At 68.5% G+C, this 25,804-nt stretch carries 29 protein-coding genes and 1 tRNA gene; 16 read left to right on the forward strand and 14 right to left on the reverse strand.

The window, feature by feature from the left end:
- Positions 1-33: 33 nt before the first annotated feature.
- Entirely contained in the window at positions 34-531 is a 498-nt protein-coding gene (locus tag ACIBG8_RS44655; protein WP_397349350.1) for a DM13 domain-containing protein, read from the reverse strand.
- Between the two features lie 60 nt (positions 532-591).
- Between ACIBG8_RS44655 and ACIBG8_RS44660 the strand changes: the two genes are divergently transcribed.
- Positions 592-1,242, forward strand: coding sequence for a GPP34 family phosphoprotein (locus tag ACIBG8_RS44660; protein WP_397349351.1), 651 nt, complete (start codon positions 592-594; stop codon positions 1,240-1,242).
- Positions 1,243-1,345: 103 nt separating this feature from the next.
- Here ACIBG8_RS44660 and ACIBG8_RS44665 read toward each other — a convergent pair whose 3' ends face one another.
- The gene (locus tag ACIBG8_RS44665) at positions 1,346-2,287 is read right to left on the reverse strand and encodes an LCP family protein (RefSeq protein WP_397349352.1); all 942 of its coding nucleotides are present in this window, start codon (positions 2,285-2,287) and stop codon (positions 1,346-1,348) included.
- A gap of 527 nt (positions 2,288-2,814) precedes the next feature.
- Between ACIBG8_RS44665 and ACIBG8_RS44670 the strand changes: the two genes are divergently transcribed.
- A complete protein-coding gene (locus ACIBG8_RS44670; RefSeq protein ID WP_397349739.1) occupies positions 2,815-4,161 on the forward strand; it encodes a hemolysin family protein in 1,347 nt (448 codons plus the stop codon).
- Positions 4,158-5,177 carry a hemolysin family protein gene (locus tag ACIBG8_RS44675; RefSeq protein WP_397349353.1) on the forward strand — a complete coding sequence of 340 codons (1,020 nt, stop codon included), beginning with the start codon at positions 4,158-4,160 and terminating at the stop codon, positions 5,175-5,177. Before ACIBG8_RS44670 ends, ACIBG8_RS44675 begins: the two co-directional genes overlap by 4 nt.
- A 297-nt stretch (positions 5,178-5,474) precedes the next feature.
- Here ACIBG8_RS44675 and ACIBG8_RS44680 read toward each other — a convergent pair.
- Positions 5,475-5,557, reverse strand: a tRNA-Leu gene (locus tag ACIBG8_RS44680).
- 160 nt (positions 5,558-5,717) lie between these two features.
- Here ACIBG8_RS44680 and ACIBG8_RS44685 point away from each other — a divergent pair.
- The 7 genes from ACIBG8_RS44685 (at position 5,718) to pknB (ending at position 14,339) form a co-directional block, all read left to right on the forward strand.
- Positions 5,718-6,458, forward strand: a complete 741-nt coding sequence (locus ACIBG8_RS44685; protein WP_397349354.1) for an FhaA domain-containing protein — start codon at positions 5,718-5,720, stop codon at positions 6,456-6,458.
- Between the two features lie 17 nt (positions 6,459-6,475).
- The gene (locus ACIBG8_RS44690; RefSeq protein ID WP_397349355.1) at positions 6,476-6,946 is read left to right on the forward strand and encodes an FHA domain-containing protein; all 471 of its coding nucleotides are present in this window, start codon (positions 6,476-6,478) and stop codon (positions 6,944-6,946) included.
- The gene (locus ACIBG8_RS44695; RefSeq protein WP_397349356.1) at positions 6,943-8,205 is read left to right on the forward strand and encodes a Stp1/IreP family PP2C-type Ser/Thr phosphatase; all 1,263 of its coding nucleotides are present in this window, start codon (positions 6,943-6,945) and stop codon (positions 8,203-8,205) included. The genes ACIBG8_RS44690 and ACIBG8_RS44695 overlap by 4 nt, the downstream gene beginning before the upstream one ends.
- Positions 8,206-9,624 (forward strand): FtsW/RodA/SpoVE family cell cycle protein, encoded by a 1,419-nt coding sequence (locus tag ACIBG8_RS44700; RefSeq protein ID WP_397349357.1) that lies wholly within the window; start codon positions 8,206-8,208, stop codon positions 9,622-9,624.
- A complete protein-coding gene (locus ACIBG8_RS44705; protein WP_397349358.1) occupies positions 9,621-11,084 on the forward strand; it encodes a peptidoglycan D,D-transpeptidase FtsI family protein in 1,464 nt (487 codons plus the stop codon). The genes ACIBG8_RS44700 and ACIBG8_RS44705 overlap by 4 nt, the downstream gene beginning before the upstream one ends.
- Positions 11,081-12,403 (forward strand): serine/threonine-protein kinase, encoded by a 1,323-nt coding sequence (locus ACIBG8_RS44710; RefSeq protein ID WP_397349359.1) that lies wholly within the window; start codon positions 11,081-11,083, stop codon positions 12,401-12,403. The genes ACIBG8_RS44705 and ACIBG8_RS44710 overlap by 4 nt, the downstream gene beginning before the upstream one ends.
- A gap of 91 nt (positions 12,404-12,494) precedes the next feature.
- A complete protein-coding gene (gene pknB / locus ACIBG8_RS44715; RefSeq protein WP_397349360.1) occupies positions 12,495-14,339 on the forward strand; it encodes a Stk1 family PASTA domain-containing Ser/Thr kinase in 1,845 nt (614 codons plus the stop codon).
- 126 nt (positions 14,340-14,465) lie between these two features.
- Here pknB and ACIBG8_RS44720 read toward each other — a convergent pair whose 3' ends face one another.
- The 3 genes from ACIBG8_RS44720 to ACIBG8_RS44730 are packed head-to-tail and all read right to left on the reverse strand — an operon-like array spanning position 14,466 to position 15,813.
- The gene (locus tag ACIBG8_RS44720; protein ID WP_397349361.1) at positions 14,466-15,041 is read right to left on the reverse strand and encodes an anthranilate synthase component II; all 576 of its coding nucleotides are present in this window, start codon (positions 15,039-15,041) and stop codon (positions 14,466-14,468) included.
- The gene (locus ACIBG8_RS44725) at positions 15,038-15,196 is read right to left on the reverse strand and encodes a hypothetical protein (RefSeq protein WP_397349362.1); all 159 of its coding nucleotides are present in this window, start codon (positions 15,194-15,196) and stop codon (positions 15,038-15,040) included. Before ACIBG8_RS44725 ends, ACIBG8_RS44720 begins: the two co-directional genes overlap by 4 nt.
- Before the next feature lie 2 nt (positions 15,197-15,198).
- Positions 15,199-15,813: a class E sortase gene (locus ACIBG8_RS44730; protein ID WP_397349363.1), complete on the reverse strand. Its 615-nt coding sequence runs from the start codon at positions 15,811-15,813 to the stop codon at positions 15,199-15,201.
- A gap of 145 nt (positions 15,814-15,958) precedes the next feature.
- Between ACIBG8_RS44730 and ACIBG8_RS44735 the strand changes: the two genes are divergently transcribed.
- Entirely contained in the window at positions 15,959-16,204 is a 246-nt protein-coding gene (locus tag ACIBG8_RS44735) for a cell division protein CrgA (RefSeq protein ID WP_397349740.1), read from the forward strand.
- A 36-nt stretch (positions 16,205-16,240) separates the two neighbouring features.
- Here the strand turns inward: ACIBG8_RS44735 and ACIBG8_RS44740 are convergent, their stop codons facing one another.
- Both ACIBG8_RS44740 and ACIBG8_RS44745 read right to left on the reverse strand, forming a co-directional pair.
- Positions 16,241-17,119, reverse strand: a complete 879-nt coding sequence (locus ACIBG8_RS44740; protein ID WP_397349364.1) for a rhomboid family intramembrane serine protease — start codon at positions 17,117-17,119, stop codon at positions 16,241-16,243.
- 36 nt (positions 17,120-17,155) lie between these two features.
- The gene (locus ACIBG8_RS44745; protein ID WP_397349365.1) at positions 17,156-17,692 is read right to left on the reverse strand and encodes a peptidylprolyl isomerase; all 537 of its coding nucleotides are present in this window, start codon (positions 17,690-17,692) and stop codon (positions 17,156-17,158) included.
- Between the two features lie 156 nt (positions 17,693-17,848).
- On the opposite strand from ACIBG8_RS44745, the gene ACIBG8_RS44750 reads away from it, so the two are divergent.
- Together ACIBG8_RS44750 and ACIBG8_RS44755 are read left to right on the forward strand one after the other, a co-directional pair.
- Positions 17,849-18,349: a hypothetical protein gene (locus ACIBG8_RS44750; RefSeq protein WP_397349366.1), complete on the forward strand. Its 501-nt coding sequence runs from the start codon at positions 17,849-17,851 to the stop codon at positions 18,347-18,349.
- A 78-nt stretch (positions 18,350-18,427) separates the two neighbouring features.
- Positions 18,428-19,495, forward strand: a complete 1,068-nt coding sequence (locus ACIBG8_RS44755) for a hypothetical protein (protein WP_397349367.1) — start codon at positions 18,428-18,430, stop codon at positions 19,493-19,495.
- Here the strand turns inward: ACIBG8_RS44755 and ACIBG8_RS44760 are convergent.
- A complete protein-coding gene (locus ACIBG8_RS44760) occupies positions 19,492-19,860 on the reverse strand; it encodes a hypothetical protein (protein ID WP_397349368.1) in 369 nt (122 codons plus the stop codon). The two genes, ACIBG8_RS44755 and ACIBG8_RS44760, sit on opposite strands and share 4 nt — an antisense overlap.
- 95 nt (positions 19,861-19,955) lie before the next feature.
- On the opposite strand from ACIBG8_RS44760, the gene ACIBG8_RS44765 reads away from it, so the two are divergent.
- From ACIBG8_RS44765 to ACIBG8_RS44775, 3 genes are read left to right on the forward strand one after another with little or no spacing between them, the layout of a single operon-like run.
- Positions 19,956-20,627: a response regulator gene (locus ACIBG8_RS44765; protein WP_397349369.1), complete on the forward strand. Its 672-nt coding sequence runs from the start codon at positions 19,956-19,958 to the stop codon at positions 20,625-20,627.
- Between the two features lie 40 nt (positions 20,628-20,667).
- Complete coding sequence (locus tag ACIBG8_RS44770; RefSeq protein WP_397349370.1) at positions 20,668-21,918, forward strand: sensor histidine kinase; 1,251 nt, start codon at positions 20,668-20,670, stop codon at positions 21,916-21,918.
- Between the two features lie 11 nt (positions 21,919-21,929).
- Entirely contained in the window at positions 21,930-22,316 is a 387-nt protein-coding gene (locus tag ACIBG8_RS44775; protein WP_397349371.1) for a Rieske (2Fe-2S) protein, read from the forward strand.
- 383 nt (positions 22,317-22,699) lie between these two features.
- Here the strand turns inward: ACIBG8_RS44775 and ACIBG8_RS44780 are convergent, their stop codons facing one another.
- Genes ACIBG8_RS44780 through ACIBG8_RS44800 form a run of 5 tightly spaced genes read right to left on the reverse strand, consistent with a single transcriptional unit; the run spans position 22,700 to position 25,802 of the window.
- Complete coding sequence (locus ACIBG8_RS44780; RefSeq protein WP_397349372.1) at positions 22,700-23,653, reverse strand: GNAT family N-acetyltransferase; 954 nt, start codon at positions 23,651-23,653, stop codon at positions 22,700-22,702.
- Between the two features lie 2 nt (positions 23,654-23,655).
- Positions 23,656-24,012 (reverse strand): hypothetical protein, encoded by a 357-nt coding sequence (locus ACIBG8_RS44785; protein WP_397349373.1) that lies wholly within the window; start codon positions 24,010-24,012, stop codon positions 23,656-23,658.
- Positions 24,009-24,365 (reverse strand): SgcJ/EcaC family oxidoreductase, encoded by a 357-nt coding sequence (locus tag ACIBG8_RS44790; protein WP_397349374.1) that lies wholly within the window; start codon positions 24,363-24,365, stop codon positions 24,009-24,011. Before ACIBG8_RS44790 ends, ACIBG8_RS44785 begins: the two co-directional genes overlap by 4 nt.
- A 17-nt stretch (positions 24,366-24,382) precedes the next feature.
- Entirely contained in the window at positions 24,383-24,979 is a 597-nt protein-coding gene (locus tag ACIBG8_RS44795; RefSeq protein ID WP_397349375.1) for a helix-turn-helix transcriptional regulator, read from the reverse strand.
- A 28-nt stretch (positions 24,980-25,007) separates the two neighbouring features.
- On the reverse strand, positions 25,008-25,802 hold the full coding sequence (locus ACIBG8_RS44800; protein ID WP_397349376.1) for an MBL fold metallo-hydrolase: 795 nt from the start codon (positions 25,800-25,802) through the stop codon (positions 25,008-25,010).
- Positions 25,803-25,804 lie beyond the last annotated feature (2 nt).

The raw sequence follows: 25,804 nt of genomic DNA on the forward strand, positions 1-25,804 counted from the left end.
GACCCACCGGGTTATGCACAGGTTGTGGATAAGTCAGGCGAGGGCGGCGGCGCCGAACGACACGCTGAAACGCCTGCACCAGATGGTCACGCTCCTGAGCTTGGCGAGGTCGGCCGAGGCCGGGATGGCGTAGTTGGCGTTGCCCTTGTTGCCCTTCAGCTCGCCGAGCTCCACGTACCTGCCGTCGTCGAAGGTGTGCCACTGGTCGGTGACCGGCTGGTCGCTGAGCCAGACTCGCAGATCGGGGCCGTCGGACGTGGCGAGGTCCTCGATGCGGAGGACGCGCTTGCCGTCCGGGAGCTGCAGCACCTTGGCCTTGCCGGTGGTCGCGTGCTCATGGGTCACGAAATTTCCGGACGACAGGACCTTTGTGGTGGGCTGGGCGGCGGCTGACGCCGTCGCCGTCGCCACGGGCGCCGCCTCGTTCACGACGACCGTGGTGAACAGGCGCCACGGCTGGAACAGATACAGCCCCGCCGCGACGACCAGCGCCGCCACCAGCCACGTCGCCGGGTGCCTGAGGATTCTCATGTCATCCACATCACCACGAGGATGGCGCGCAGAGACTTACGTAGCGCTTACGGTCGAAGGATGAACGTGACCATTGCCGAAGAAGTCCTCCTTCTCGCCCACAGCGAGGACGAGGGCAAGCAGCTGATCGGCTCCAACGAGCTGGACGCGGCGCTGGGCGGCGCCATCCTCGCCGAGCTGGCGCTCGCCGGGCGCATCGAGTTCTCGGCGAAGAAGGTGCGGCTCACCGACGCCGCTCCGGTCGGCGAGCAGGAGCTGGACGCGACGCTGGCGCGCATCGCCGAGGACGGCAAGGAGCGCAAGCCCGAGTGGTGGGTGGGCAAGCTGCACTCCAGCAAGCTGCGCAAGCGGCTGCTCACGCACCTGGCGGACACCGGGGTGCTCAGCGAGCAGCGCGGCAAGGTGCTGGGCATCTTCCCCACGACGCGGTGGCCGGAGGCGGACGGGCGGGTCGAGGGCGAGGTCCGCGAGCGGGTGGCGAGCGCGCTGGGCGGGGCTGACCCGTCCGAGCGTACGGCGGTGCTGATCGCGGTGCTGCACGCGGCGAAGCTGGATCGGAAGGCGTTTCCCGAGGCTTCCAAGGAGCGCATCAAGGAGATCACCGAGGGCGGGTGGGCGGGTGAGGCGGTCGCCAAGACGATCGCCTCCATCAACGCCGCCATCGCGGTCGCCTCCACGGCCGCCGTCATCGCGGCCACGACGGCATCCTGACCCAAAACCCCTTCAAAGCGCCCACCCCTGAGGGGGCCGCCCTCCCTGGAGGGCCTGCACCCCTCAGGGGGGTTGCTCTCTTTGGGGGTTTCTTTGGGGTGGGTCAGTTGGTGTCGAGGACGTCCTTGGGGACGGGCTTGTCGGCCTTCAGCGCGTTGAAGAGGGCGAGGGCTTTGGTGGTGTCCCACTTGACCGCGTCCCCACCGTCAGCGAGGCGCTCGTTGCCTCCGAACGGCACGACGGTGGTGACCGGGCTGCCGCCCATCGACAAGCCCAGCGAGAGCATGTCGAACGCCCCGCTGCTGCCGTCCACCGTCACCGCGTCCGTGGCGCTCTTCGCCAGCGGGATCGACGTGAACGGGTTGATCAGCACCCCAGGGCTCGCCGCCTTCTTCACCACCGCGCCGAGGAACTGCCGCTGCCGCTTCGTCCGCTCGAAGTCCGGAAGCGCCCCACCCTTTCTGGTGCGTACATAACCCAGCGCCTGAGCCCCCGTCAGGACCTGCTTGCCCTTCTTGAGCTTGAGCCCAGCCTTGGGGTCGTCCACGTCCGCCCGCACGTTGATCTCGACCCCGCCGATCGCGTCCACGATGTCGACGAACCCGGCGAACCCGATCTCCATGTAGTTGTCGATGTGGATCCCGGTGACCCCCTCGACGGTACGCACCAGCAGCTTCGGCCCCCCGAACGTGTAGGCCGCGTTGAGCTTGTTGCGCCCCTTGCCGGGAATCGTGACCGCCGAGTCGCGCGGCAGGCTCACCAGCGTTGGCTTGTCACCGTTGTCGGAGATGTGCAGCAGCATCATCGAGTCGGTGCGCTGCCCCACCGCCCGCCCGGTGGCGAGCTTCCTGCGCTCGGCGGCCGACAGCCCCTTGCGGCTGTCCGACCCCACGAGCAGCCAGTTCGTGCCGGGCGTGTCCGCAGGACGGCCCTCGTAGTCGTCGAGCACCCCGTCGATGCTGGTGATCCTGGAGTTGATCCAGAAGAACGTTCCCACGCCCGCGACCAGTGCCAGCACCAGCAGTACGGCCAGCCCGATCAGCACCCCCTTGACCGGAAAGCGCCTGCGAGGCCCCCGCGGCTCCTTCGGCTGCCTCGGGGCTGAAAGCGGCTTGACCGGGCTGTCGCCAGAGCGCTGCCTGCCGTACACCTTGGAGCGACCGCCCTGCGGGGGCGGCGGAGGTGGGGGCGCGGGCTGCTCATAGCGTGCCGTACCAGGTATTTGGTGAGCGGGCGCGCCGGCGGCACGCGGGACGTCACCGTCTCTGCCCGGCAACGGGCGGCGGTCGTCCGGCGAGCGCATCGCGCGTGTGCGATCGTCCTCAGACACGTCTATATCCCCCCTCGGTTGCTTAGACGCTACGTCCAAGCCCTGCCTAGTACAGACATCTCCCCAAGGTTTTCCCATGGAAAAGTACGTAGAAGAACCTCTAAGTCATTCCGGAAACATCTGATGCCACCTGGGCCGTTACGGTTATGGACGACCTCTATCGAAGGGAAGATCGTGTCCACTCCGGACCCTTGGAGTAGTCGCCCGTGCGCACGCACGGGAAATTCTGCGAGCTCGCCCCGGTGAGCGCCTATCTGGGGCTGCTTGCCCTGTTCCTCCTCACCGCAGCGACCGGCTACTTCGTCGCCCAGGAGTTCGCGTTCGTCGCGGCCGACCGGGGCGTCCTGCGCGAGCAGGCGGCCGCCGGCGACGCCGCGGCGGAAAAGGCGCTTCAGGTGACCTCCCGCCTCTCCTTCATGCTTTCCGGCGCGCAGCTCGGCATCACGGTGACCGCGCTGCTCGTCGGCGCCATCGCGGAGCCCGCGATCTCCGTCCTCGTCCGCCCGTGGCTGACGTGGCTGCCGTCCCAGGGGATGGTGACGGGCGTGTCCCTCGCCATCGGCGTGTTCTTCGCCACCGTCGTGCAGATGGTGCTCGGCGAGCTGGCGCCCAAGAACCTGGGCATCGCCAGGCCTGAGCCGGTGGCCAAGGCCCTGGCCGGTTCGACGCTCGTCTACCTGAAGATCGCCGGGCCGGTCATCAAACTGTTCGACTCGGCGGCCACCGGGCTGCTCAGGAAGGTCGGCGTCGAGCCCGTCGAGGAGGTGGAGCACGGCGCGACCCCCGAGGAACTGTCCAGGATCATCGCCGAGTCCACCCAGGCGGGCGAGCTGCCCCCGCGCCTTTCCGAGCTGCTGGAGCGGGCGCTGGAGTTCGGCGACCGCAACGCCGAGGAGATCATGGTGCCGCGCCCCCGCGTCGTCGTGCTCCGCGCCGACCGGCCCATCTCCGACCTGGTCGAGACGATGCGCGAGTCCGGGCACTCCCGCTATCCGGTGATCGGCTCCGACGGCGACGTCGTGGGCGTGACCGGCGTGCGCGAGCTGCTCACCTCGGGCCGCGAGGACGGACAACTGACCGAGATCACCAGGCCGGCGGTGCTGGTCCCCGACTCGCTGCCGCTCCCCCTCGTCCTGGAGCGCATGCGCCAGGCCAAGGACGACATCGTCTGCGTCATCGACGAGTACGGCGGCCTGGCCGGCGTCATCTCCGTCGAGGACCTGGCCGAGGAGCTCGTGGGCGAGCTCGTCGACGAGAACGACCCGGAGCCCGCCGGAGCCGTGGAGCAGCCGGGCGGCGTCTGGGACGTCCCGGGCACCTTCAGGCTCGACGAGGTGGAGCGGGCCACCGGCCTCGCCCTGCCCGAGTCCGACGACTACGACACCATCGCCGGCCTGGTGCTGGCCAAGCTGGGCCGCATGCCGGAGGAGGGCGACACGGTCACCGTGGAGCTGACCCCGGAGACCGACCCCTTCGCCGAGGACGACCAGCAGCACCTGGCCGTCATCACGGTCCTCTCCCTGCAGCGCAGGGTCCCCGAGTGGGTACGGCTCTCGCCCGCCCCCGCCACCGTGGAGGCCGCGCGATGAGCCCGCTCACCATGATCGCCCTGAGCGTCGCGCTCCTGGGCCTCAACGCCCTGTTCGTCGCGGCGGAGTTCGCCTTCGTCTCGGCCAGGCGCCACAGGCTGGAAGAGGCGGCGACCGGCGGCGGCAGGCTGACGAGGATCGCCGCCAAGTCGGCAGTGGGCGGCGGCAGGCAACTCTCGCTGATGCTCGCCGGCGCCCAGCTCGGGATCACCCTGTGCACCCTGGGCCTGGGCATGGTCACGGAGCCGGCCATCGAGCACTACCTGGAGCCGGTCTTCGCCGCCATAGGCGTCCCCGACGGCCTGAGGGTCCCCATCTCCCTGACCATCGCCCTGGCGCTGGTGACCTTCCTCCACATGGTCATCGGCGAGATGGCCCCGAAGTCCTGGGCGCTGACCCACCCAGAGCTGGCTGCGATGTTCCTCACACTCCCGTTCAGAGCGTTCACGACGGTCATGCGCCCCTTGCTCTGGGCCCTGAACGGCTTCACCAACCTCGTCCTCCGGCTCTTCGGCGTCCACGCCAGAGACGAACTGGCAACCACGAGAACGCCCAGACAGCTGGCGATGCTGGTAGGCGAATCAGGCCGCATGGGCCTCCTGGACCGCGAGGAACACGACCTCCTGACCAGAGCCCTGCGCCTGGAGGCCGAGGGAATCGAACGCCTGATGGTCCCCCTCCCCAAGGTCATCAGCGTCTCCCCCACCGCGGGCGCCACCGAGATCAAGAAGGCGGCGGCGACGAGCGGCCACCTCAGGCTCCTGGTCCGCGAAGGCGACGACATCAGAGGCGTCCTCCACGCCCGCGACGCCGTACTGCAGCCTGAGAGCCTCGCTGGCGACCTGGCACGCCCGATGCCACGTCTCCCGTGCGTCACCCAGGTCCCGGAAGCCGTGACGGCACTACAGGAGGCCAGGGCCCACCTGGGCCTGGTGATGGGCGGCGACGACGTCATCGGCCTGGTGAGCCTGTCCGACCTTCTCGGCGTATTGCTGGACACCCGCGCTCAGCTCTAGGCGTAAACCAGCGAGCGCACCACGCCCGGCCGTCAGCCAGACGAAAGTGGTCTGCAAGCGGCCGGGCGTAGCGTCTCCCGGGACGGCGCGAGCCGTACACACAAGGTTTCTTGAAAGAAGAAAGCCCCGGCCCTTGCGAACCGAGGCGCTTTTTCGTCAATGTGGGTCTGCCTGAACCGGCGCAGAAAGCTTGTCAGCCGATATTGGGGGTCCGGGGGGGCAACCCCTGGTGTAAACGACGAGAAGGCTTGGGGAAGTTGCCCGAAGGGCAACAACCACAAGCCTCCTACCTTCGAGTGCGCGAGGAGGGATTTGAACCCTCACGTCCTTTCGGACACACGGACCTGAACCGTGCGCGTCTGCCGTTCCGCCACCCGCGCTTTTGGGTGCGGAGAAACAGTAGCACGGATCAGCTGGTGGTACTGAACCCGGATACGATCGCAGAAGACACGGAAGCGGAGGAGCTGGGCGCGAGAGCTGACGAGCGCCGCAATAGCGCCGCGAACGTGGATCATGTGCACGGAGGAAGGGAGGTACCCGGTGGGAGTCCTTCAGCGCTTCGAGCGAAGGCTCGAGGGCTTGGTTGAGGGGGCCTTTGCGCGGGCGTTCAAATCTGACCTTCAGCCTGTCGAGGTCGCCAGTGCGGTCCAGCGAGAGATGGACGAGCGCGCGGCGATCGTCGCTCAGGGTCGAACGCTTGTGCCGAACGACTTCGTGGTTGAGCTGTCCACGACGGACAGCGAGAGGCTCGAGGTTTACGCCGACAGCATCAGCCACGAGCTGGCCAACCTTGCCAGGGAGTACGCCAAGGAGCAGGGCTACTCCTTTGTGGGACCGGTCCGGGTCCGCTTCGAGACGGCCGCCGACCTGGCTGTGGGTCTGTTCAGGATCCGCTCCGGCGTCATTCGTGGCGCGACCGTGGAGCAGGACGAGATCCGCAAGCCGGCCAGCGACACGCCCGCGGCCCGGCCACACGCGTTCGGCGGGCGGCCCAGGCTGCTCGTCTCGACGCAGGACGATCCGCAGGGCGACCGCTCCTACGAGCTCACCACCCCGGTGACCTTGCTCGGCAGGGGCACCGACTGCGATCTTCGTCTTGTGGATCCCGGCGTCTCGCGGCACCACGCGGAGCTGCGGGTCGAGGGGCAGGTGGTCGCGCTCGTCGATCTGGGGTCAACGAACGGCACTTTCGTCAACGGCCAGCCGGTACGCAGGATCGAGCTCCAGAACGGCACTCGCGTGACGTTGGGGCGCACGACTCTGGTGTTCCGGCGCGATTAGGGGTAGACAAACGGTCCATGTCCGAGCTCACGCTGCTGCTGATCCGGCTCGCCTTCCTGGCGGTGCTGTGGTTCTTTGTCATTGCCGCAGTCGGCGTGATCCGGACAGACTTGTTCGGATCACGTACGGCTCCCGCCTCGCCACGCAAGCCGGCCAAGCCGCCCAAACCGGCGGCCAAGCCGTCAAGTAAGAAGGGGTCGCCACGCCAGCTGATCGTGACGGGTGGCCCCCTGCAAGGCACCACCATCAACCTCACGGAGTCCCCCATCACCATCGGCCGGGCCAACGACGCCACGCTGGTAGTCAACGACGACTACGCTTCCAGCCGGCACGCCCGACTCTTCCCCCAGGACGGTCAGTGGATCGTGGAAGATCTTGGCTCAACCAACGGCACGTATCTCGACCGCTCCAAAGTCACCCGTCCGACCCCGGTGCCGCTCGGTGTTCCGATCCGCGTCGGCAAGACAGTCATTGAATTGCGCAAATGACCATCGCACTCCGCTACGCCGCCCGCTCGGACGTCGGCCTCCTCCGCGAAGGAAACGAGGACTCGGCGTACGCTAGCGGGCGCCTGCTCGCCGTCGCAGACGGTATGGGCGGGCACGCACACGGCGAGGTGGCCAGCTCTGTCGCCATCGCCGCCATGGCCTCGCTGGAAGAGGCCCAGGAGGGTGGTGACCTGCTCTACGCCATCGAGGCTGCGGTACGCGACGCCAACCGCAAGCTGCACGAGATGGTCGGGCGGGACCCCAGCCTCAAGGGAATGGGCACGACCCTCACGGCGATGCTCTGGAACGGCACGCAGGTCGCCCTCGTGCACGTCGGCGACTCGCGCGCCTACCTGCTCAGGCGCGGCGAGCTGTACCAGATCACCCACGATCACACCCTCGTCCAGCAGCTCGTGGACGACGGCAGGATCACGCCGGAAGAGGCGGCCACCCATCCCCAGCGGTCGATCCTGCTGAAGGCGCTGGACGGCAGCGGCGAGGTCGAACCCGATCTCGCGCTCCGCGAGGCGCAGGTCGGCGATCGTTACCTGCTGTGTTCCGACGGCCTGTCCGGGGTGGTGAGCGCGGAGACGCTGCACGCCACGATGACGAACCTGGACGATCCCGACGAGGTCGTGCGCCAGCTCATCGACCTGGCGAACAGGGGCGGCGGGCCGGACAACATCACCTGCGTCCTCGCCGACGTCGTCGAGTTCGCCGACGGGCACCAGGTGCCCGCCGAGGCGGCCGTGGTCGGCGCCGCGGGCATGAACAGGCTGCGCCACCCTCCGGACGCTCCGTCGGGGCGAGTGAGCGCGGTGACCGCACCCCAGCCGGTGTTCACGGACGACGACTACGACGAGCCGGTCGCGCACGCCCCGGCGCGCCGTCGCCGCCGCCTGTGGCCCGTGCTGGTCCCCGTGCTTCTGATCGCCATCGCTGCCGCCGGCTACTTCGGCTGGCAGTGGACCCAGGCCCAGTACTTCGTCGGCGCCAGGGGCGACGAAGTGGTCGTTTACCAGGGGATCCCGCAGGAGGTCGGGCCGCTCCAGTTCTTCAAGGTCGTGCAGGCCACCGGTAAGAGCCTCAAGCAGCTCCCGGAGACCGACCAGGCACTGATCAAGGACGGCATCCCCGTCGACAGCCCGGCATTGGGCTTGCAGAAGGTTGCCAGTTTGAAGTTCACCTCAGAAGCGAAGTCCACCCCGTCGGCCTCGGCCTCCGCCACCCCGACGGCGACCAAGACGAAGTCGCGGTAGATGAGCGAAGCTTCAGCGGCCCCCGTCCCCATGCCGGCCAAGCGGCGCGGGGCTCAACTGGTCATGCTCGCGGCCGCCGTCCTGATCGTCATGGGCGCCTACGCCAACGTCGGGCTGGCCGTCGAGGGCAAGCTGCCCTCCGGCATGCTGACGTACGGCCTGAGCCTCGCCGTCCTGATGAGCGTCGCCTACCTCGTCCTGGCCAAGTTCGCGCCGTGGGCGGACCCGCTGATCCTGCCGCTGGTGACCCTCGTCAACGGGCTCGGCCTGGTGATGATCTACCGGCTCGAGCTGGCTGAGATGGCCGGCGCGTCGTCGGCCAACCAGATCATGTGGACCGCCGTCGGCGTCGTGATGTTCGCGGTGACGCTCATCGTGATCCGCGACCACCGCATGCTGCAGCGCCTCACCTACACGGCAGGCGCCGTGGGCCTCGTGCTGCTCGCCGCGCCCGCCCTGCTGCCTGGCAGCATCAGCGAGGTGCAGGGCGCCAAGATCTGGATCCGCCTGGGCGGGTTCTCCATCCAGCCGGGCGAGTTCGCCAAGCTGGCGCTGGTCGTCTTCTTCGCCGGTTACCTGGTGGCCAAGCGCGACGTGCTGGCGCTGGCCGGGCGCAGGCTGCTCTTCATCGACCTACCGCGCGCCCGCGACCTGGGCCCGGTGCTCATCGTGTGGGTGGTCAGCCTCGGCGTCCTGGTCTTCGAGAAGGACCTGGGCACCTCGCTGCTGCTGTTCGGCACGTTCGTCGCGATGCTCTACATCGCCACCCAGCGCACGTCGTGGGTGCTCATCGGCATCCTGCTGTTCTGCTTCGGCGCCTTCGTGGCCGGGCAGCTCTTCGACCACGTGGGGGCCAGGTTCGACGCCTGGCTCGACCCGTCGAACGCGATCTACTACGGCAACGACCCGGTCTGCGAGCCGGGCGGTGCGGTCAACTCGATGTGCGGCAAGAGCTACCAGGTCATGCAGGGTCTCTTCGGCCTCGGCGCGGGCGGCATCCTCGGCACCGGCCTCGGCCAGGGGCACCCCGACCTGATCCCGCTGTCGTTCTCCGACTTCATCTTCGACGCCCTGGGCGAGGAGATCGGGCTGACCGGGCTGATGGCGCTGCTGATGATCTACGCGCTGATCGTCGAGCGCGGCCTGCGCACCTCGATCGCGGCCCGCGACCCGTTCTCCAAGCTGCTCGCCGGCGGCCTGTCGTTCATCCTGGCCTGGCAGGTCTTCATCATCGTCGGCGGCGTGACCAACCTCATCCCGCTGACCGGCCTGGTCACCCCGTTCATGTCGCAGGGTGGCTCGGCGCTGCTGGCTAACTGGATCCTTATCGCCCTGCTGGTACGCATGTCTGACGCCGCCCGACGCCCCCCACCTCAGGCGATTCAGAACGAAGGACTGACGCAGGTGTTCCAGCGATGAACGGCACACTTAAGCGCGCGGCCGTGGCCTGCCTGGCGATGTTCGCCCTGCTCATGATCAACGTGAACTTCCTGCAGGGCGTCAAGGCGGACCAGTACCGCGGCGACGACCGCAACAAGCGCAAGTACTACGACCGCTACGCCGTACAACGGGGACGGATCACGGCGGGGGGCACGGTCCTGGCCCGGTCGAAGGACACGCACGACAGCAAATACCGGTTCGTCAGGGAATATCCGGACGGCCCGCTCTACGCGCACGTCACCGGCTTCTTCTCCCCCTACACGGCCACCGAGATCGAGGGCAAGGAGAACCAGCTCCTCGACGGCTCCAGCTCCGACCTGCTGCTGCGCAGGAGCATCGACCTGTTCACCGGCGAGCCGACCAAGGGCGCCAACGTCGACCTGACGATCAACCCCAAGGCGCAGAAGGCGGCCTACGACGCGTTGCGCGGGAGCGGCAAGCGGGGCGCGGTGGTCGCGCTCAACCCCAAGACGGGCGCCGTGCTGGCGCTGGTGTCGCTGCCCACCTTCGACCCGAACGAGCTGTCCGGCGTCGACCCTGCCGCGGTGAGCAGGCGCTACAACGAGCTGACCAAGAAGGGCGGCCCGCAGCCGCTGCTCAACCGGGTCATCAACGACACCTACGCGCCGGGCTCGACCTTCAAGGTGGTCACGGCGGCCGCGTACCTGGAGGACGACTCCAGCCGCGGCCCCAACACCATCGTCGACGCGCCGCAGCGGCTCGACCTGCCGAACACCACGGCCGACCTGCCCAACTACGGCGGCGCCGCCTGCGGAGCCGGTCAGGTGGAGCTCGTCTTCGCCCTGGAGAAGTCCTGCAACACGCCGTTCGGCAAGATCGGCATGGAGCTCGGCTACGACAAGATGCAGGAGCAGATCAAGAAGTTCGGCGTCGGCGAGCCGCTGGCCATCCCCCAGGGCGTGGTGCAGAGCAACTTCGGCGAGAAGGAGGACGCGGCCGCCCTGGCCCAGGCCTCCATCGGCCAGCGGAGCAACCGGATGACGCCGCTGCAGATGGCCATGATCGCCGCGGGCATCGCCAACGACGGCAAGGTCATGCGGCCCTTCCTGGTCAACAAGATCACCGACTCCAAGGGCGACACGATCGACGAGGCGAAGCCCGAGGAGCTGTCCGAGGCCGTGAGCTCGGACACCGCGGCCAAGCTGCGCCAGATGATGGTCAGCGTGGTCCAGAACGGCACGGCCAACCTCGCCCAGGTCCCCGGCGTCGAGGTCGGCGGCAAGACCGGCACCGCGGAGACCGCCGACGGCAGGCCGCCGCACGCCTGGTTCATCTCCTTCGCTCCGGCCAACGACCCTGAGATCGCCATCGCGGTCCTCGTCGAGTCCGGCGCCGCCCGCGTGGGCGACGAGGCCACCGGTGGCCACACCGCGGCCCCCATCGCGAAGGCCGTGCTGGAGGCGGTGCTCGCCAAGTGACCCAGCAGCTCGGCGACCGTTACGTCCTCCTCTCCCGCATCGCGGCAGGCGGTATGGGCGAGGTGTGGCGTGCGCGCGACGAGCTGCTCGGCCGCGAGGTCGCCGTCAAGCTGCTGCGCAGCCACGTGGCCTCCGACCCGACGTTCCTCAGCAGGTTCCGCAACGAGGCCCGCATCACGGCCGGTCTGGCCGACCCGGGCATCGCCCAGGTCTTCGACTACGGCGAGCAGCAGGACCTCGCCTACCTGGTGATGGAGCTCGTCCACGGCGAGTCGCTGGCCGCCATCCTGGCGCGCAACGGCGCGCTCGGCCCCGAGGTCGCGCTCGACGTCGTGCACCAGACGGCCAAGGCGCTGCACGCGGCGCACTCGGCCGGCGTCATCCACCGCGACATCAAGCCGGGCAACCTGCTGGTCACCCCCGAGGGGACCATCAAGGTCACCGACTTCGGCATCGCCAGGGCGCTGGAGGCAGCGCCGGTCACGCAGACGGGGACCGTACTCGGCACGGCCCAGTACGTCAGCCCCGAGCAGGCCCAGGGCTCGCCGCTGACGCCGTCGACCGACCTCTACTCGCTCGGCGTCGTCGCCTACGAGTGCCTGGCCGGGCGGGCGCCGTTCCAGGGCGACACCCAGGTCGCGATCGCGCTCATGCACCTGCACGAGCCGCCGCCCCCGCTGGGCGCCGACGTGCCGCCGCGGGTGCGCGAGCTCGTGCTGTCGCTGCTGGCCAAGGACCCTTCTGGACGGCCGGCGTCGGCGCTCGAGGTGGCCGACCGCGCCTACGTGCTGCGCGACTCGCTCGTGGGCGAGCACCAGGTCGCGGAGCTGAGCATGCTCACCGATCCGGCGGGATTCCGCATCAGGGAGGCGCTCGCCGGAACCCCGACCGTGGTCCAGCAGCCGCCGCCACCACCGCCCAGGCGGCGTCGCCGTACTGTGCTGTTGGCCACAGCGGGATGCGTGGCCGCTGTGGGCATCGGGGCGTTCGTCGTCACCGAGTTGCGTAACGCCTCCCCACCGGGGGCGGAGCCGTCCCTGCCGGTGGTTCTCTCGCCGTCGAGCAAGCCGCCGAAGACCAAGCCGCACACGCGGCGACCGTCGTCGGTTCCGGCCACGTCGAAGAAACCGGTACCCTCACCGTCGGCTACGGTAAGCAAAACGGCCACTCCGACCAAGGGGCCGACGAAGCCACCGCCGACCCCGACTCCGACCCCGACTCCCACACCAACCCCAACCCCCACCCTGACGCCGACCACGCCACCACCAACGGACTCGCCTGACCCGGGTGACACAAACCCGCCGAAGGAGGAGACGTGATGCGTCATGGGGTCGATGATGGACACCGGCGGCCGCGAGAACGCGCGGTCCGGGCCGGAACCGAGATGAACGGTAAGGGACAGTGCAGGAAATGACTCAGCCTCGGCTACTCGGCGGTCGCTACGAGCTCGACGGTGTCGTCGGGCGCGGCGGCATGGCCGAGGTGTATCGCGCCCGAGACATCCGGCTGGACCGCATCGTCGCCATCAAGACGCTTCGGTCCGATCTGGCGAGGGATCACACCTTCCAGGCCCGCTTCCGCCGTGAGGCGCAGTCGGCCGCCTCGCTGAACCACCCGGCGGTCGTCGCCGTCTACGACACGGGTGAGGACAACTCAGAGGGCGCGCCCGTGCCCTACATCGTGATGGAGTACGTCGACGGGCACACGCTGCGCGACCTGCTGCGCAGGGATCGCAGGCTGCTGCCCGAGCGCGCGGCCGAGCTGGTCGACGGCATCCTGCGCGCCCTCGACTACAGCCACCGCGGCGGCATCGTGCACCGCGACATCAAGCCGGCCAACGTCATGATCACTCGCAACGGCGACGTCAAGGTCATGGACTTCGGCATCGCGCGGGCCATGGCCGACTCCGCTGCCACCATGACGCAGACCGCGCAGGTTATAGGGACAGCGCAGTATCTGTCGCCCGAGCAGGCGCGCGGCGAGCGGGTCGACGCCCGCAGCGACATCTACTCCACCGGCTGCGTGCTCTACGAGCTGCTGACCGGGCAGCCGCCGTTCACCGGCGACTCCCCCGTCGCGATCGCCTACCAGCACGTGCGCGAGGAGCCGATCCCGCCGTCGCAGATCGACCCCGAGATCCCCAAGTGGGCCGACGCGATCGTGCTCAAGGCGATGGCCAAGGACCCGGCGCACCGCTACCAGAGCGCCACCGAGATGCGCCAGGACATCCAGCGCGCCATGTCCGGCATGCCGGTCGACGCGCAGACGATGTCGCTGTCCAACAACTACGGCAGCACGCGGACGATGTCGGCCACCCAGGCGGGTCCCGCCACCGGCCGCACCAACGCGATCCCCGCCTACGAGTACGGCGACGGGGAGGGCGGCGGCGGTGGCCGCGGCGGCCGGCGCAGGGCCTCCGGCGGCGGGGGCAACAAGGCGCTCAAGACGGCTGCCTGGATCATCATCCCGCTGCTGATCATCGGCGCGTTCATCGGGGTCGGGTACAGCTTCCTGAGCTCCAAGGAGACGCCGACGGCGCAGAACGTCAAGCTGCCCGCGCTCGCCACCCAGACCCTCACCTCCGCCAAGGCGCAGCTGGACGCCCTCGGGCTCAAGTACGAGGTCATCGAGGAGTTCAGCTCCGACGTCGACAAGGGCTCGGTCATCAGCACCGACCCCGCCGCCGACGCCATGGTCCCTGCGGGCTCCACGGTCAAGCTGACGGTCTCCAAGGGCATCGAGAAGGTGGCGGTCCCCGACGGGCTCATCAACATGAAGCCCGAGGACGCCAAGGCGGCTCTGGAGGCCGTGGGGCTGAAGGGGACGGTCACCTACAAGCCGTCCGGCAAGAAGCAGGGCGTGGTCTTCCAGGTCGACCCCGAGTCCGGCACCGAGGTCGACAAGGGCTCGTCGGTCAAGCTCGTGGTTCCGGAAGAGCTGGTCTCGCTGCCCGGCGTCGTCGGCATGCGGGTCGACGAGGCGGTGAAGGCGCTGAAGGAGCTGGGCTTCAAGGTCAGGCAGGAGCCGCAGGCGAGCGACGTCGTGCCGAGGGGTCAGGTGCTCCAGCAGAACCCGGGGCCCGAGGCGAAGCTGAAGAAGGGCACGACGATCACGCTGATCGTGTCGTCGGGACCGGACCAGACGCTGCCCACGGACCAGCCGACCGACCAGCCGACGGACCAGCCCACCGACCCTGAGCCGACCGACCAGCCGACCCAGGACGACCCGCCCACCGACGACGGCGTCAGCGGGTAGCCGTTACATCAGAAAAGCCCTCCCACCGTGATGTGGGAGGGCTTTCTCTGTATTTGGAAACGTCCCCGCCGCTCGGGGGCAACGGCGGGGACGTTCACTCATTAGTCGCCCGCCACCGCCGCTGTGTTACACGATCCGGTCCAGCCAGTTGCCCAGCAGCTTGTGCCCGTGCTCCGACAGCACCGACTCCGGGTGGAACTGCACCCCCTCGACGGGCGCCGAGCGGTGGCGCAGGCCCATGACGACCCCGTCGGCCGTCCGCGCGCTCACCTCCAGCACGTCGGGGACGGTCTCGGGCAGTACGGCGAGCGAGTGGTAACGCGTCATCCGCACCGGGGACGGCAGGTCGGCGAACACGCCCAGCCCGTCGTGCTCGATCGGGCTCGTACGGCCGTGCATGAGCTCGGGGGCGCGCGTCACGGTGGCGCCGAAGGCCACGCCGATCGCCTGGTGCCCCAGGCACACGCCGAGCAGCGGCTTGCCCTGCTCGACCGCGTAGTGGACCAGGGGCACGCTCACCCCGGCCGCCTCCGGCGTACCGGGTCCGGGGCTGACGAGCACGGCGTCGAACCCTGCCGCGTCGTCGACGCTCACGTGGTCACGAGGGCGGACGTCGCAGGTGGCGCCCAGCTGGCGCAGGTACTGCACGATGGTGTGCACGAAGCTGTCGTGGTTGTCGACGACGAGGACATCGGGACTCACTTGCGTACGGTCACCTCGTCCAGGGTCACGGCGGGTTCCAGGAGGGGGAACACCGCATACCAGAGTACGGCTCCCGCGAGCCCGGCCAGCGCCAGGGCGAGCAGCAACCGCGCTCCGAGGCTCCCGGGGAGCTTTTTCCACAGCCAGCCGTACATGGTCACACCTTCCTGAGCTCGGTCTCCTTGAGCACGCCGTACACGATGAGGCGCTGGGCGGCCGAGTACTCCGGGTGGCACGTGGAGAGGGTGATCATGGGGCGGATGGCGCTGATGTCGGGCTTGCCGGGCACCGGGGCCACCACGTCCACGTCCGTGGGCTCCACGACCTGCTGCGACGTCACCCGGTAGGTGTACCGCGCCTCCCTGGCCTCCACGACGATCTCGTCGTCCCGCTCCAGCTCGTCGATGCGGTTGAACGGCGCCCCGTACGTGGTCCTGTGCCCGGAGACGACGAAGTTGCCCACCTGCCCCGGCAGCGCCGTACCCGGGTAGTGACCGGGCCCCTGCTTCAGGTGCTCCTCGTCCACACCCTCCACCACCGCGTAGTGGTAGTCGCGCCCCAGCCTCGGGATGCGCAGGAGCGCCACGGCCCGCCCCAGCCGGATCTTGTCGATCTTCCTGGCGTCCTGCTCCTCGTGCAGTTGCGACTGGAGAAGTGCCTGCTGGCGCTGGGTGTAGGCGCTCGTCCCCCACAGCAGGTAGGCGCAGAACAGCAGCATGACGAGCCCGCCCGTGATGCTCAGCTCACCAAAGGTCCGCAGCAGTGCCCGCACCCTGGTCAGGGTATTCGTGACCGATCCGTTCTCCGGGGATCGCCATGTCCTGCGCGTGGCGACTATCCTGGGCCACGCTTCAACTACGCTTAACAGAGAGCCTGTGGACGATCCGGAAGCCCAGGCCCGCAGCAGGAGTCACAAAGTGCCCAAGTCCAAGGCTCGCAAGAAGGCGGTTTACACTCCGCCGCAGAAGTCGCAGACGGTCAAGGTCAGCCCGCGCTGGCTCGCACCGACCATGGTGGCCTCGTGGATTATCGGCATCCTGTGGATCGCCATCTATTACGTGGCTCCCAGCACGCCCTTCATCGGCGATCTGCACAACTGGAACCTGCTGATCGGGTTCGTATTCATCATCTTCGGTGTGGTGCTTTCCACCCGCTGGCGTTAGTTCTTTCCACAGTCTTTTCCACAACCTGGGGAAGACTCAGCTGAGGAGCATGGTGGCCCTGGTGACCACCAGCACCGCGAGGACGGCCGCCGTCCCCACGAGCCCCGCCACCTGCACGAGGGTGCGGGAGTTCTTGGGGGCATAGGCCAGCACCGCGGCTACGACCGCGCCCGTGACCAGCCCGCCGACATGCGCCGTCCAGCTGAGCTGCACGCCGCCCAGGATGCCGGGGATGAGCTGCGGCAGGAACGTGAGCGCCAGGTTGAGCACGATGAGGACGACCACGCCACGCACGTCGAAGCGCAGCTTGCGGCCGACGATGAAGATCGCCGCGAACAGCCCGTAGACGGCCCCTGACGCGCCCGCGCTCAGTGCGTCGAAGGAGTCGAACCACAGGCTCAGCACCGATCCACCGAGCGCGCTGAGCAGGTAGAGCGCCGCGAATCTGACGTGGCCGAACGCCCGCTCCAGGTTGGGGCCGATCAGGAAGATCGCGTAGCCGTTGAGCGCCAGGTGCAGGACGCCGAAGTGCAGGAACGCGCTGGTGATCATCCGGTAGTACTGACCGTCGGCCACGACGGCATAGACGTTCATCCCCAGCGCGTACGTCAGCCTGTCGTTGGTGAGCAGCTGCCCGGCGAACATCGCGAGGATGAGCCCGAGGATCGTGTAGGTGACGTACGGCGTGCGCACGACCTTGCCGCCGAAGACGGACTGCGCCTGCCTGATCGCCTGGTTGCCCGCTGCCACGCACTCGGGGCACTGGAAGCCCACCGAGGCGTCGTTCATGCAGTCGGGACAGATCGGGCGCTCGCAGCGCTGGCAGCGGACCCACGTCTCCCTGCCCGGGTGCCGGTAGCAGGTCGGCACCGCTTCTGCGGGCTGTTCCGGCGGGCTCGGCGGCTGGCTGGTCATGGTTGCCAGCCTATGGCCTGAGCCCGCCGTACGCGCTCAGCCTTGCACGCGGTCGATGGTGACCGACTCGATCACGACCGGGTCGGTGGGCCGGTCGCGGCGGTCGGTGTCGGTCTTGGCGATCGCGTCGACGATGTCCTGCCCCTCGATGACCTCGCCGAAGATCGAGTGCTTGCCGTTCAGGTGCGGCGTGGGCGTGACGGTGATGAAGAACTGCGAGCCGTTGGTGCCCTTGCCGAACCTGATGCCCGCGTTGGCCATGGCCAGCAGGTAGGGACGGTTGAAGTAGAGCTCCGGGTGGATCTCGTCGTCGAACTCGTAGCCGGGCCCGCCGATGCCCTCACCGAGCGGGTCGCCGCCCTGGATCATGAACCCGCTGATGACCCGGTGGAAGATCGTGCCGTCGTAGAGCTTGGCGTTGGTCTTCTCGCCGGTCTCGGGGTGCGTCCACTCGCGCGTGCCCTCGGCGAGCTCGACGAAGTTCTTCACCGTCTTCGGGGCTTTGAAGGGGAAAAGCTCCACCTTGATATCGCCACGATTGGTCTTCAGATTTGCGATCAGCTTCTCAGCCACAGGCCGCTGCTCCCTCTATGCACAGGGTTGGTTTTGTGGTGTTTTGATGACTACGGCCGTTGGGCCTCAGCAGCATCCTCCCACGGCTCCCCATGATTGAGCCGTCGTGTATCGGGAAGGTCACGCTGCGGGGCCCCAACGACAGGGGAGGTTGTCGTGTCCCTGACACTCAGAAAGCGCCGCGTGGTCATTGAAGTCCCGACCACGTGGATGGGTCGCATGAAGGCCCAGGCAATGCGAGCCGGTGAACGGATCGCGCCGATGGCGGACCAGGCCAAGGTGGCTACCGCCAACCGGATCGAAGAAGCCCGTTACTGGGCTGCTCCAAGGCTAGAGGACGCTGCGCACAGGGTCGAGGATCAACTCGCCCCGAAGGTCAGCGCGTTGCTGGCGCAGGCGGCTGGGAAGATCGATCCCACACCGCCGAAGTCACGACGCTGGCCGGTGATCGTGCTCGTGTCCGGCTTGGCTCTGGGCGCGGTCGGCTACGTCTTCTACCGGCGCAATGCTCAGCAGTGGACCGACCACATGAAGGATTCGGCCGCTGACGCCTCGCAGTGGGTGAGCCAGAAGACCGACGAAGCCGCCGACAAGGCGGACGACGTCGCGTCCAAGGTCTCCGACAAGGCGAACGAGGCATCTCGCAAGATGTCCTGAGCCACAACGGGTGCGCCCTCCGGAGAAATCCGGGGGGCGCACTTGCGTGTCTACCAAGCGCTTGCTACAAACGGCGGCATGACCCTGTCACCCCTCGACGACTACCCCATCCACCAGGCAGCCCAGGTCATGCGGCACGTGGCCACGTCCGACCGCAACTTCTACGACCGCTACTACTTCAACTGCCACAACACGGCTGACCTGATGCTGATCGTCGGGGTGGGCCAGTACCCCAACCTCGGGGTCACCGACGCGTTCGCCTGCGTCAGGCACGGGAACCTGCACCAGGTCGTCCGCGCCTCCAGGGAGCTCGGCGCGGATCGCATGAACACCGAGATCGGCCCGTTCCGCGTAGAAGTCATCGAAGGGCTCAAACGGCTCCGCGTCGTGCTGGAGCCTAACGAGCATGGCCTTTCCTTCGATCTGACGTGGACGGGCACGATCCCGGCAACGCTCGAGCCACGGCACTTCATCCGCTGGCAGGAGCGGGTCATGTTCGATTCCGTACGGCTGGCGCAGACAGGACGCTGGTCCGGCCAGATCCAGATAAATGGTGAGACCATAGAGGTCACGCCGGATGTCTGGCAAGGGACCCGTGACAGGTCCTGGGGCATCCGCCCGGTCGGCGAGCCTGAACCCCCCGGCATCCAGGCCAACAACGCGGGCACCTTCTACTGGCTTTACACCCCGATGCAGTTCGAGGACCACGCGATCCTCTGCATCGTCCAGGAGGACGAGAAGGGCAGGAGGGTCCTGGAGGAGGCCACCAGGGTCTGGTCGGACGGCAGGGAGGAGGAGTACCTCGGCCGCCCCGACTACCGCCCGGTCTACGCCCCGGGCACCCGCGACGTCGTCGAGGCGACGATCACGTTCTCCCCGCCCGGGGGCAAGCCGTTCGACGTGCACTGCACCCCCGTCCTCCCGGTACACCTCATGGTCGGCACCGGCTACGGGCTGGAGCCGGACTGGAAACACGGGATGTACCAGGGGAGGGAGCCCGTGGTGCAGGGGGTGACGCACACGCTGCCCGAGGACGCGGCCAGGATGTGGGGCCTGGTCGACGCCATCGGCAGGTTCGAGTACGACGGCAACGTGGGTTACGGCCTATACGAATACTGGGCGCTGGGCCCGCATCCGTCCTTCTAGTTCAGCTTGCAGGTGACGGTGATCGCCGCGCCGTCCTTCGGCTGGATGTGCAGCTTGGCGGTCTCGTCGTCGGCGGGCTTCGCGGACTCGGCGGGCACGGACTCGGTGGTGGCGGTGGCTTCCGTGCTGTCGTCCAGCTTCTCGACCTTGATCATCTTTCCGGCCTCGGGGTCCGCCTTCTCGGCGGGCTCCAGGGTGAGCGCCGGCATGGCCTCCTTGAACTCGAACGTCTTGCCGTCACTCGTCGTACAGGTGCCCTTGGGGGCCTGGTCGGGTGCGTTGTCGGCCATCGCCGAACCGGTGAGGCCGGACATGAGCAGGATTCCGGCGACCGCGGTCAGAGCGGCCATACGTCGTTTGTTCATGGCCACAGGCTGGCCCGGCGAACCTGAAGCGACCCTGAAGGCAGCAAAAATGATCTTCAGGTTCGCTTTAGGTGCTCTAAGGCACTCTGGACGTTGTGCGAGTGCTACTGGTTGAAGACGAGCAACGGCTGGCCGACCTGGTCAAGGGCGGGCTGGCGAGCGAGGGCTTCGCCGTCGACGTCGCCTACGACGGCCGCGACGGCCTGTGGATGGCGACCGAGAACGACTACGACGTGATCGTCCTGGACGTGATGCTGCCCAGGATGAACGGCTACGCGGTCTGTGCCAAGCTCCGCGAGGCGGGCAACTGGACGCCGATCATGATGCTCACCGCGAAGGACGGCGTCTACGACGAGGCGGAGGCGCTCGACACCGGGGCCGACGACTACCTCGCCAAGCCGTTCTCCTACGTCGTGCTCCTGGCCAGGCTCCGCGCGCTGGTACGGCGGGGCGGCAAGGAACGCCCCGTCTCCATCGCCGTCGGCGACCTCGTCATCGACCCGGCCGGGCTGCGTTGCGCCAGGGGGTCCGTCGACATCGCGCTGACGCCCAAGGAGTTCGCCGTGCTGCACGGGCTGGCCAGGCGGGCGGGCGAGGTGGTGTCCAAGAGCGAGCTGCTCGCCCAGGCCTGGGACTTCTCCTACGACGGCGACCCGAACATCGTCGAGGTCTACATCAGCGCGCTGCGCCGCAAGATCGACCTGCCGTTCGGCAGGTCGTCGCTGGTGACCGTACGCGGCGCCGGTTACCGCTTGGAGGCGGCATGAAGTCCGTACCGCTGCACGCGGGTTATCGCCTGGAGGCGGCATGAAGTCCGTACGGCTGCGCGCCACCCTCGCGGCCACGCTCGTGGTCGCCGCCGCGCTGGGCGTCGTCGCGCTGGTCCTGGTCGCCACGTTGAGGGGCAGCCTGCAGAGCAGCGCTGAGGCTGAGGCGGCGCGCAAGCTCGTCCAGGCGGGCACGACGCTGACGATCTCCGGGAAGGCGACTCCGCTGGCCACCACCACGGTTCAGGACCCGGACATCCAGGTGGCCACCCTCGCGCAGACGGTGCCCGCCGAATGGGCGCAACCCGGCGACTTCGCCGTCGCCCGCATGGACGTGCCCGCGGCGAGCGGCGCCATGGTGTCCCTCTACGCCCGCGAGTCGCTGGCGGGTGCCGAGAGTGCCCTCTCGACGCTCAACAGCGTGCTCCTGCCCGGGGTGCCGCTGCTGCTGGTCGTCGTGGCCGCCATGACGTGGTTCTCCGTCGGCCGCGCGCTCAACCCCGTCGCGGCCATCAGGACGAAGGTCGCCGACATCACCGCGCGCGACCTGCACCAGCGGGTGCCCGTCCCCGAGTCGGGCGACGAGATCGCCGCGCTGGCCAACACGGTCAACGGGACACTGGACCGGCTGGAGACGGCCGTGGAGACGCACAAGCGGTTCGTCGCCGACGCGGCGCACGAGCTGCGCAGCCCGATCGCGACCCTGCGCGCCCGGCTGGAGCTGGCCGCGCCGAGCGAGCTCACCCAGGAGGCGCTGGCCGACGTCTCGCGGCTGCAGTCGCTCGCCGGCGACCTGCTGCTGCTGGCGCGGCTCGACGCGGGAGAGCCGCTCAAGTCCAAGGACCTCGACCTGGGACAGGCCGCCGCCGAGGAGTCGCTGCGCATCACTCCGCGCCCGGACGTGCACCTGAGGCTGGACATCGAGCCGGACGTGGTCATCCAGGGCGCGCGTGGGCACATCGACCGGCTGGTCACCAACCTGGTCGACAACGCCGTACGGCACGCGGCCTCGGCCGTCGAGGTGCGGGTCGGGGTGGAAGAGGATCACGCGGTGCTCGAGGTGCTCGACGACGGGCCGGGGATTCCCGCGCACCAGCGGGAGGCGGTTTTCGACCGTTTCACCAGGTTGGACGAGGCGCGGGCGCGGGACGCCGGAGGGGCTGGGCTGGGGTTGCCTATCGCGCGGGACATCGCGGTGCTGCACGGGGGGACGCTGGCTGTGGTCGACGGTGGATTCATGGCGCGGTTTCCGGTGAACCGGCGGGCGCTGGCGTACGTGGAAGGTGGTTGAAGGAGGCAACCATGCTGACACGCCGTGCATTGATCACCCGAGGTGGCGCCGCTGGAGCGGGCGCCGTGTTCCTGTGGGCCGCCACTCCGGCGGATGCGGACTCCTCTGCCGCCGGGCCGGTCCTCGCCAAGACCAAGAGCATCAAGGTCGGCGGGGGGAAGATCGTCAAGGGCAAGTACGTGATTACCAGGCCGTCCGCGAAGACGTTCAGGTGTTTCAGCGCCAAGTGCACGCATCAGGGGTGCACGGTGGCGAGCGTCAGCGGGGGGACCATCAACTGCCCTTGCCATGGGAGCAAGTACAACATCAGAACCGGCGCCGTCGTCCACGGACCCGCCACGCGGGGGCTGCCGCGTAAGAAGATCAAGGTCTCCAAGGGCGTCATCAGGCTCGCATAACACCCCGCCTCACCCCCTCAACCCACCTACACGCCCCCGCCCCTAAGAAGCCCGCCCCTCCAGCTCGGCCACCCTCAGGATCCCGGGCCACCCTCAGAGAAGCCGGGTTGGTCCGACCCCTGAGGGGTCTGACCCTCCCTTGATGACCGGGGTCCTTTCGAGAGGGGCGGGGCCTTTTCGAGAGGCTGAGGCCCTTTCGGGGGGCGGGCCCTTTCGGGGGGGCGGGGTCCTTTCGGGGGGGCGGGGTCCTTTCGGGGGGGGGCGGGGTCCTTTCGGGGGGGGCGGGGTCCTTTCGGGGGTGGGCCCTTTCGGGGGGCGGTGCCCCTTTCCCAGGGGGTCCCTTCGCGGGGGTCCCTTCGGGGTCCCGCCTCTCGTGATTTGGGTTATGGGGTTTGGGGGGTCAGGTCCATGGAGTAGGTCGTGACGGTTTTGAAGACCTCGAAACCCGCACGGGTGTACACCGCGACCGCGCCCGTCTCGTTGTCGGCGTCCACGGTCAGGGCGGTCGTGCCGTACCCCTGGGCCTGGAAAGACGCCAACGCGTGCGAGATCAGGGAGCTAGCCACCCCCCTCCCCCGCCACTCACGCACCGTCGCGATGATCTGGATCCAAGCCGTGTCCACCCCCCGGTGATGCGTCATCAAACACCCCACCGCCCGCCCCTCATCCACAGCCAGGAACGAGCCCTCCGGGCGGAACGCGGCCGTCCCGGTGATGAGCCGCCCCCAGCTCTCCTCCGTGTGCGGCGAAGAACCCCAGTGGTCGCGAAAGGCGGCATTACGCACTTCACGGGCCAAGGGGTCGAGAGACGGTGTCCAGGGGGCGATCGTGACGCCGTCCGGGAGCTTGGGCGGCGAGACAGGCCCGTCCAGCGATCGACGCATGCTGTGGAACCTGCGGACCGGCGCGAATCCCACCGACCCAGCCAGCCTCGCCAGGTCATGGTTGGTCTCGTCCACCGGCAGATGCAGGTGCAACGGTTTCCCGGGATGCCGACGCGCGTGCAACACGGGCGCGGTGGTGATCGCCCAGTCGAGGATGCGCCTGCCGTACCCCCGCCCACGAAACGAGGGATGCACGGCCCCGCCCCAGAGCTCCATCAGATGCTTGGGATCCGCCGTCGGCCTGACCGGCGCCACCCCGACCGCCACGAGCCGACCGCCCTGCCTCGCCGCGAGGGTGCCCTCCGCCAGGTCGAGCAGGGGGTTGGCCAGCCGTTCAGCCATCTGCTCAGCCGTGTGATGGCCGCCCGTCCCGTCCGCCGCCTCGACCGCTTCGGCGAGCTCCGCCCACGCCGCCGCGTCGTGCGTGGTGAGCGGCCCCCAGTGCACGTCCATGATCAGAGCCTAGACAAAGCCTCCCTGATCTGGGCAAGTCCCTCGGCGAATGCCTTCTCGACCGACGCCTGGTAGCCGATGAAGAACCGGTTGGCCAGCGGCACGCCCCACCGCCCCCACGTGGCGACGTTGAACACCCGGTGAACCACCCGCGTGCCCTGCGGGTGCGGCTCCACCGACCACTCGCCCCGATACCACCAGCCGCCCTGGTAGGCGACGAGGTGGTCGAGGACCTCCACCTTCGGCGTGTGCCCGGGGATCGTCTCCACCTGCTGCACCTGGGGCAGCAGGATCTTCCACACCTTCTCCACCGGCCCGTCGACCACGCCGGACGCCTCGGCGAGCAGTTTCCGCTTCACGGCTGCGCCTTCCTGGTGTTCTGGAAGGAGGAGAACAGCCAGCCGTCCCCCTGCCGGACGGCGGTGAAGGTCACGACGGACGGGTTCAGGCCGCCCTCGGAGATCACCAGCGCGGTGTCGTCGCTCAGGTGGCGGATCTTGGGCTCGCCGTCGCCCCGCATCGTCGTGCCCTTCATCGGGCCGTCGAACAGCTGGCGGTGCGACTCCTCGATCGCCGCCCGGCCCTCCATGTGCAGGCCGAAGAAGGTGATGTAGTCGGCGTCGTGAGTGAACAGCTCCGCGTAGGCGGTGGCGTCGCCGTCGTTCCACGCCTGGCTCAGCCGTACGAGAAGGTCGTTGATCTGGTGGGGCACGGCAGCTCCCTGGTTCGCTACTCGAAGACTTGCTCCATGAGTGACTGTTTGACCGTCGCTGACCAGTCGAGCTCGCCCTTGTCGATGCGGGCGACGACGCCGCGGACCCAGCCCAGCTCGGCCACCAGCAGCTCGCGCTCGTACTCCATCTCGAGCATGAGGATCACCGGCAGCCCGCTCTCGGCCATGCCGCGCATGTGCGCCTCGATGCCCGCGATGGCGCCCTCCACGGTCGCCGCGCGGGTGCGCAGCGCGTGTTTGGCCTCGCCCATCGGCAGGCAGCCGACCAGCGAGATCGCGGCGACGAACGTGCGCCGGTCGCTGTCCGGCTGTTCGAGCAGCGCGCGCAGCCTGGCGGCCAGCTCGTCGCGGCCCTCCTCGGTGATCTCGTAGACCGTCCGCTCCGGCCTGCGGCCCTCGCGGCTGGTCTCGACCGGAATGATCAGCTCTTCCTTCGCCAGCCGTTCGACCGCGTGGTAGAGGCTCCTCGGCAGCCCGGTGATGTAGTCCTTGTGGGTGTCGACGATGAACCTGTGCAGTTCGTACGGATGGCTGGCGCGCACAGAGAGCATGGCCAGCACGGTCAGTCCGACCAGATCAGTACGGCGCGCCATGATGCCTCCTTCTATATTGCATTATGCACTATAGCGAAAGTTGAAGGAAGGCCCGCTCCAGGGCGTCCTTGGCCGCACCCTCCGGGAAGGGGATCTCCGACAGGAGGTCCGTGCGCCCCTCCGCGTGCGCCCGCCTGGCCACCTCGGCCGTGACGGCCAGGTCTTCACGCTGGCCGCGAACGTAGGCCCGGTCCACCACCGCGCCGTGCCCCGGCACGACCACCTCGCCGGAGAACCCGGCCAGCATCGCGTCGAGCGTGCCCGGCCAGTCGAGCGGGTAGCCGTCGTTGAACGCCGGAGGCGCCCCCTCCTCGACGAGGTCGCCCGCGAAGATCACTCCGGCGTCCTCCACGTGCAGGACCAGGTCGTTGTCGGTGTGGCCCCGCCCGAAATAACGCATGTGTACGGCACGGCCGCCGATGTCGAGCGTCGAGGTCTCGACGAAGGTGTGGTCGGGCGGGTCGATCACGACCTCGGCCAGTTCCTCCGCGTCCTGGGGACGCCACCCGATCACCCGCTCGCGCTGCTCCGCGCCGTGCTCGACGATGAGCTCTGCGGTCCTGGCCAGGCCCCAGATCTCGGCCGGGCGGAAGACGGCGTTGCCGAAGAAGTGGTCGAAGTGGGCGTGGCTGTTGACCACGGTCCAGGGGGCGTCGGTGATCTTCCTGATCGCCTCGATCAGGTCGCGGCCCTGGGCGTGGGACATGCGGGTGTCGAGCACCAGGCAGTGCCCGTCGCCGACGACGAGGCCGACGTTGAGGTCGAAGGACTTGTGCCTGCGCACGAAGACCCGGTCGGCTACTTCCTGCCACTGTTCGTTCATCT

Source organism: Nonomuraea sp. NPDC050556, assembly GCF_044457355.1.
Lineage (GTDB): Bacteria > Actinomycetota > Actinomycetes > Streptosporangiales > Streptosporangiaceae > Nonomuraea.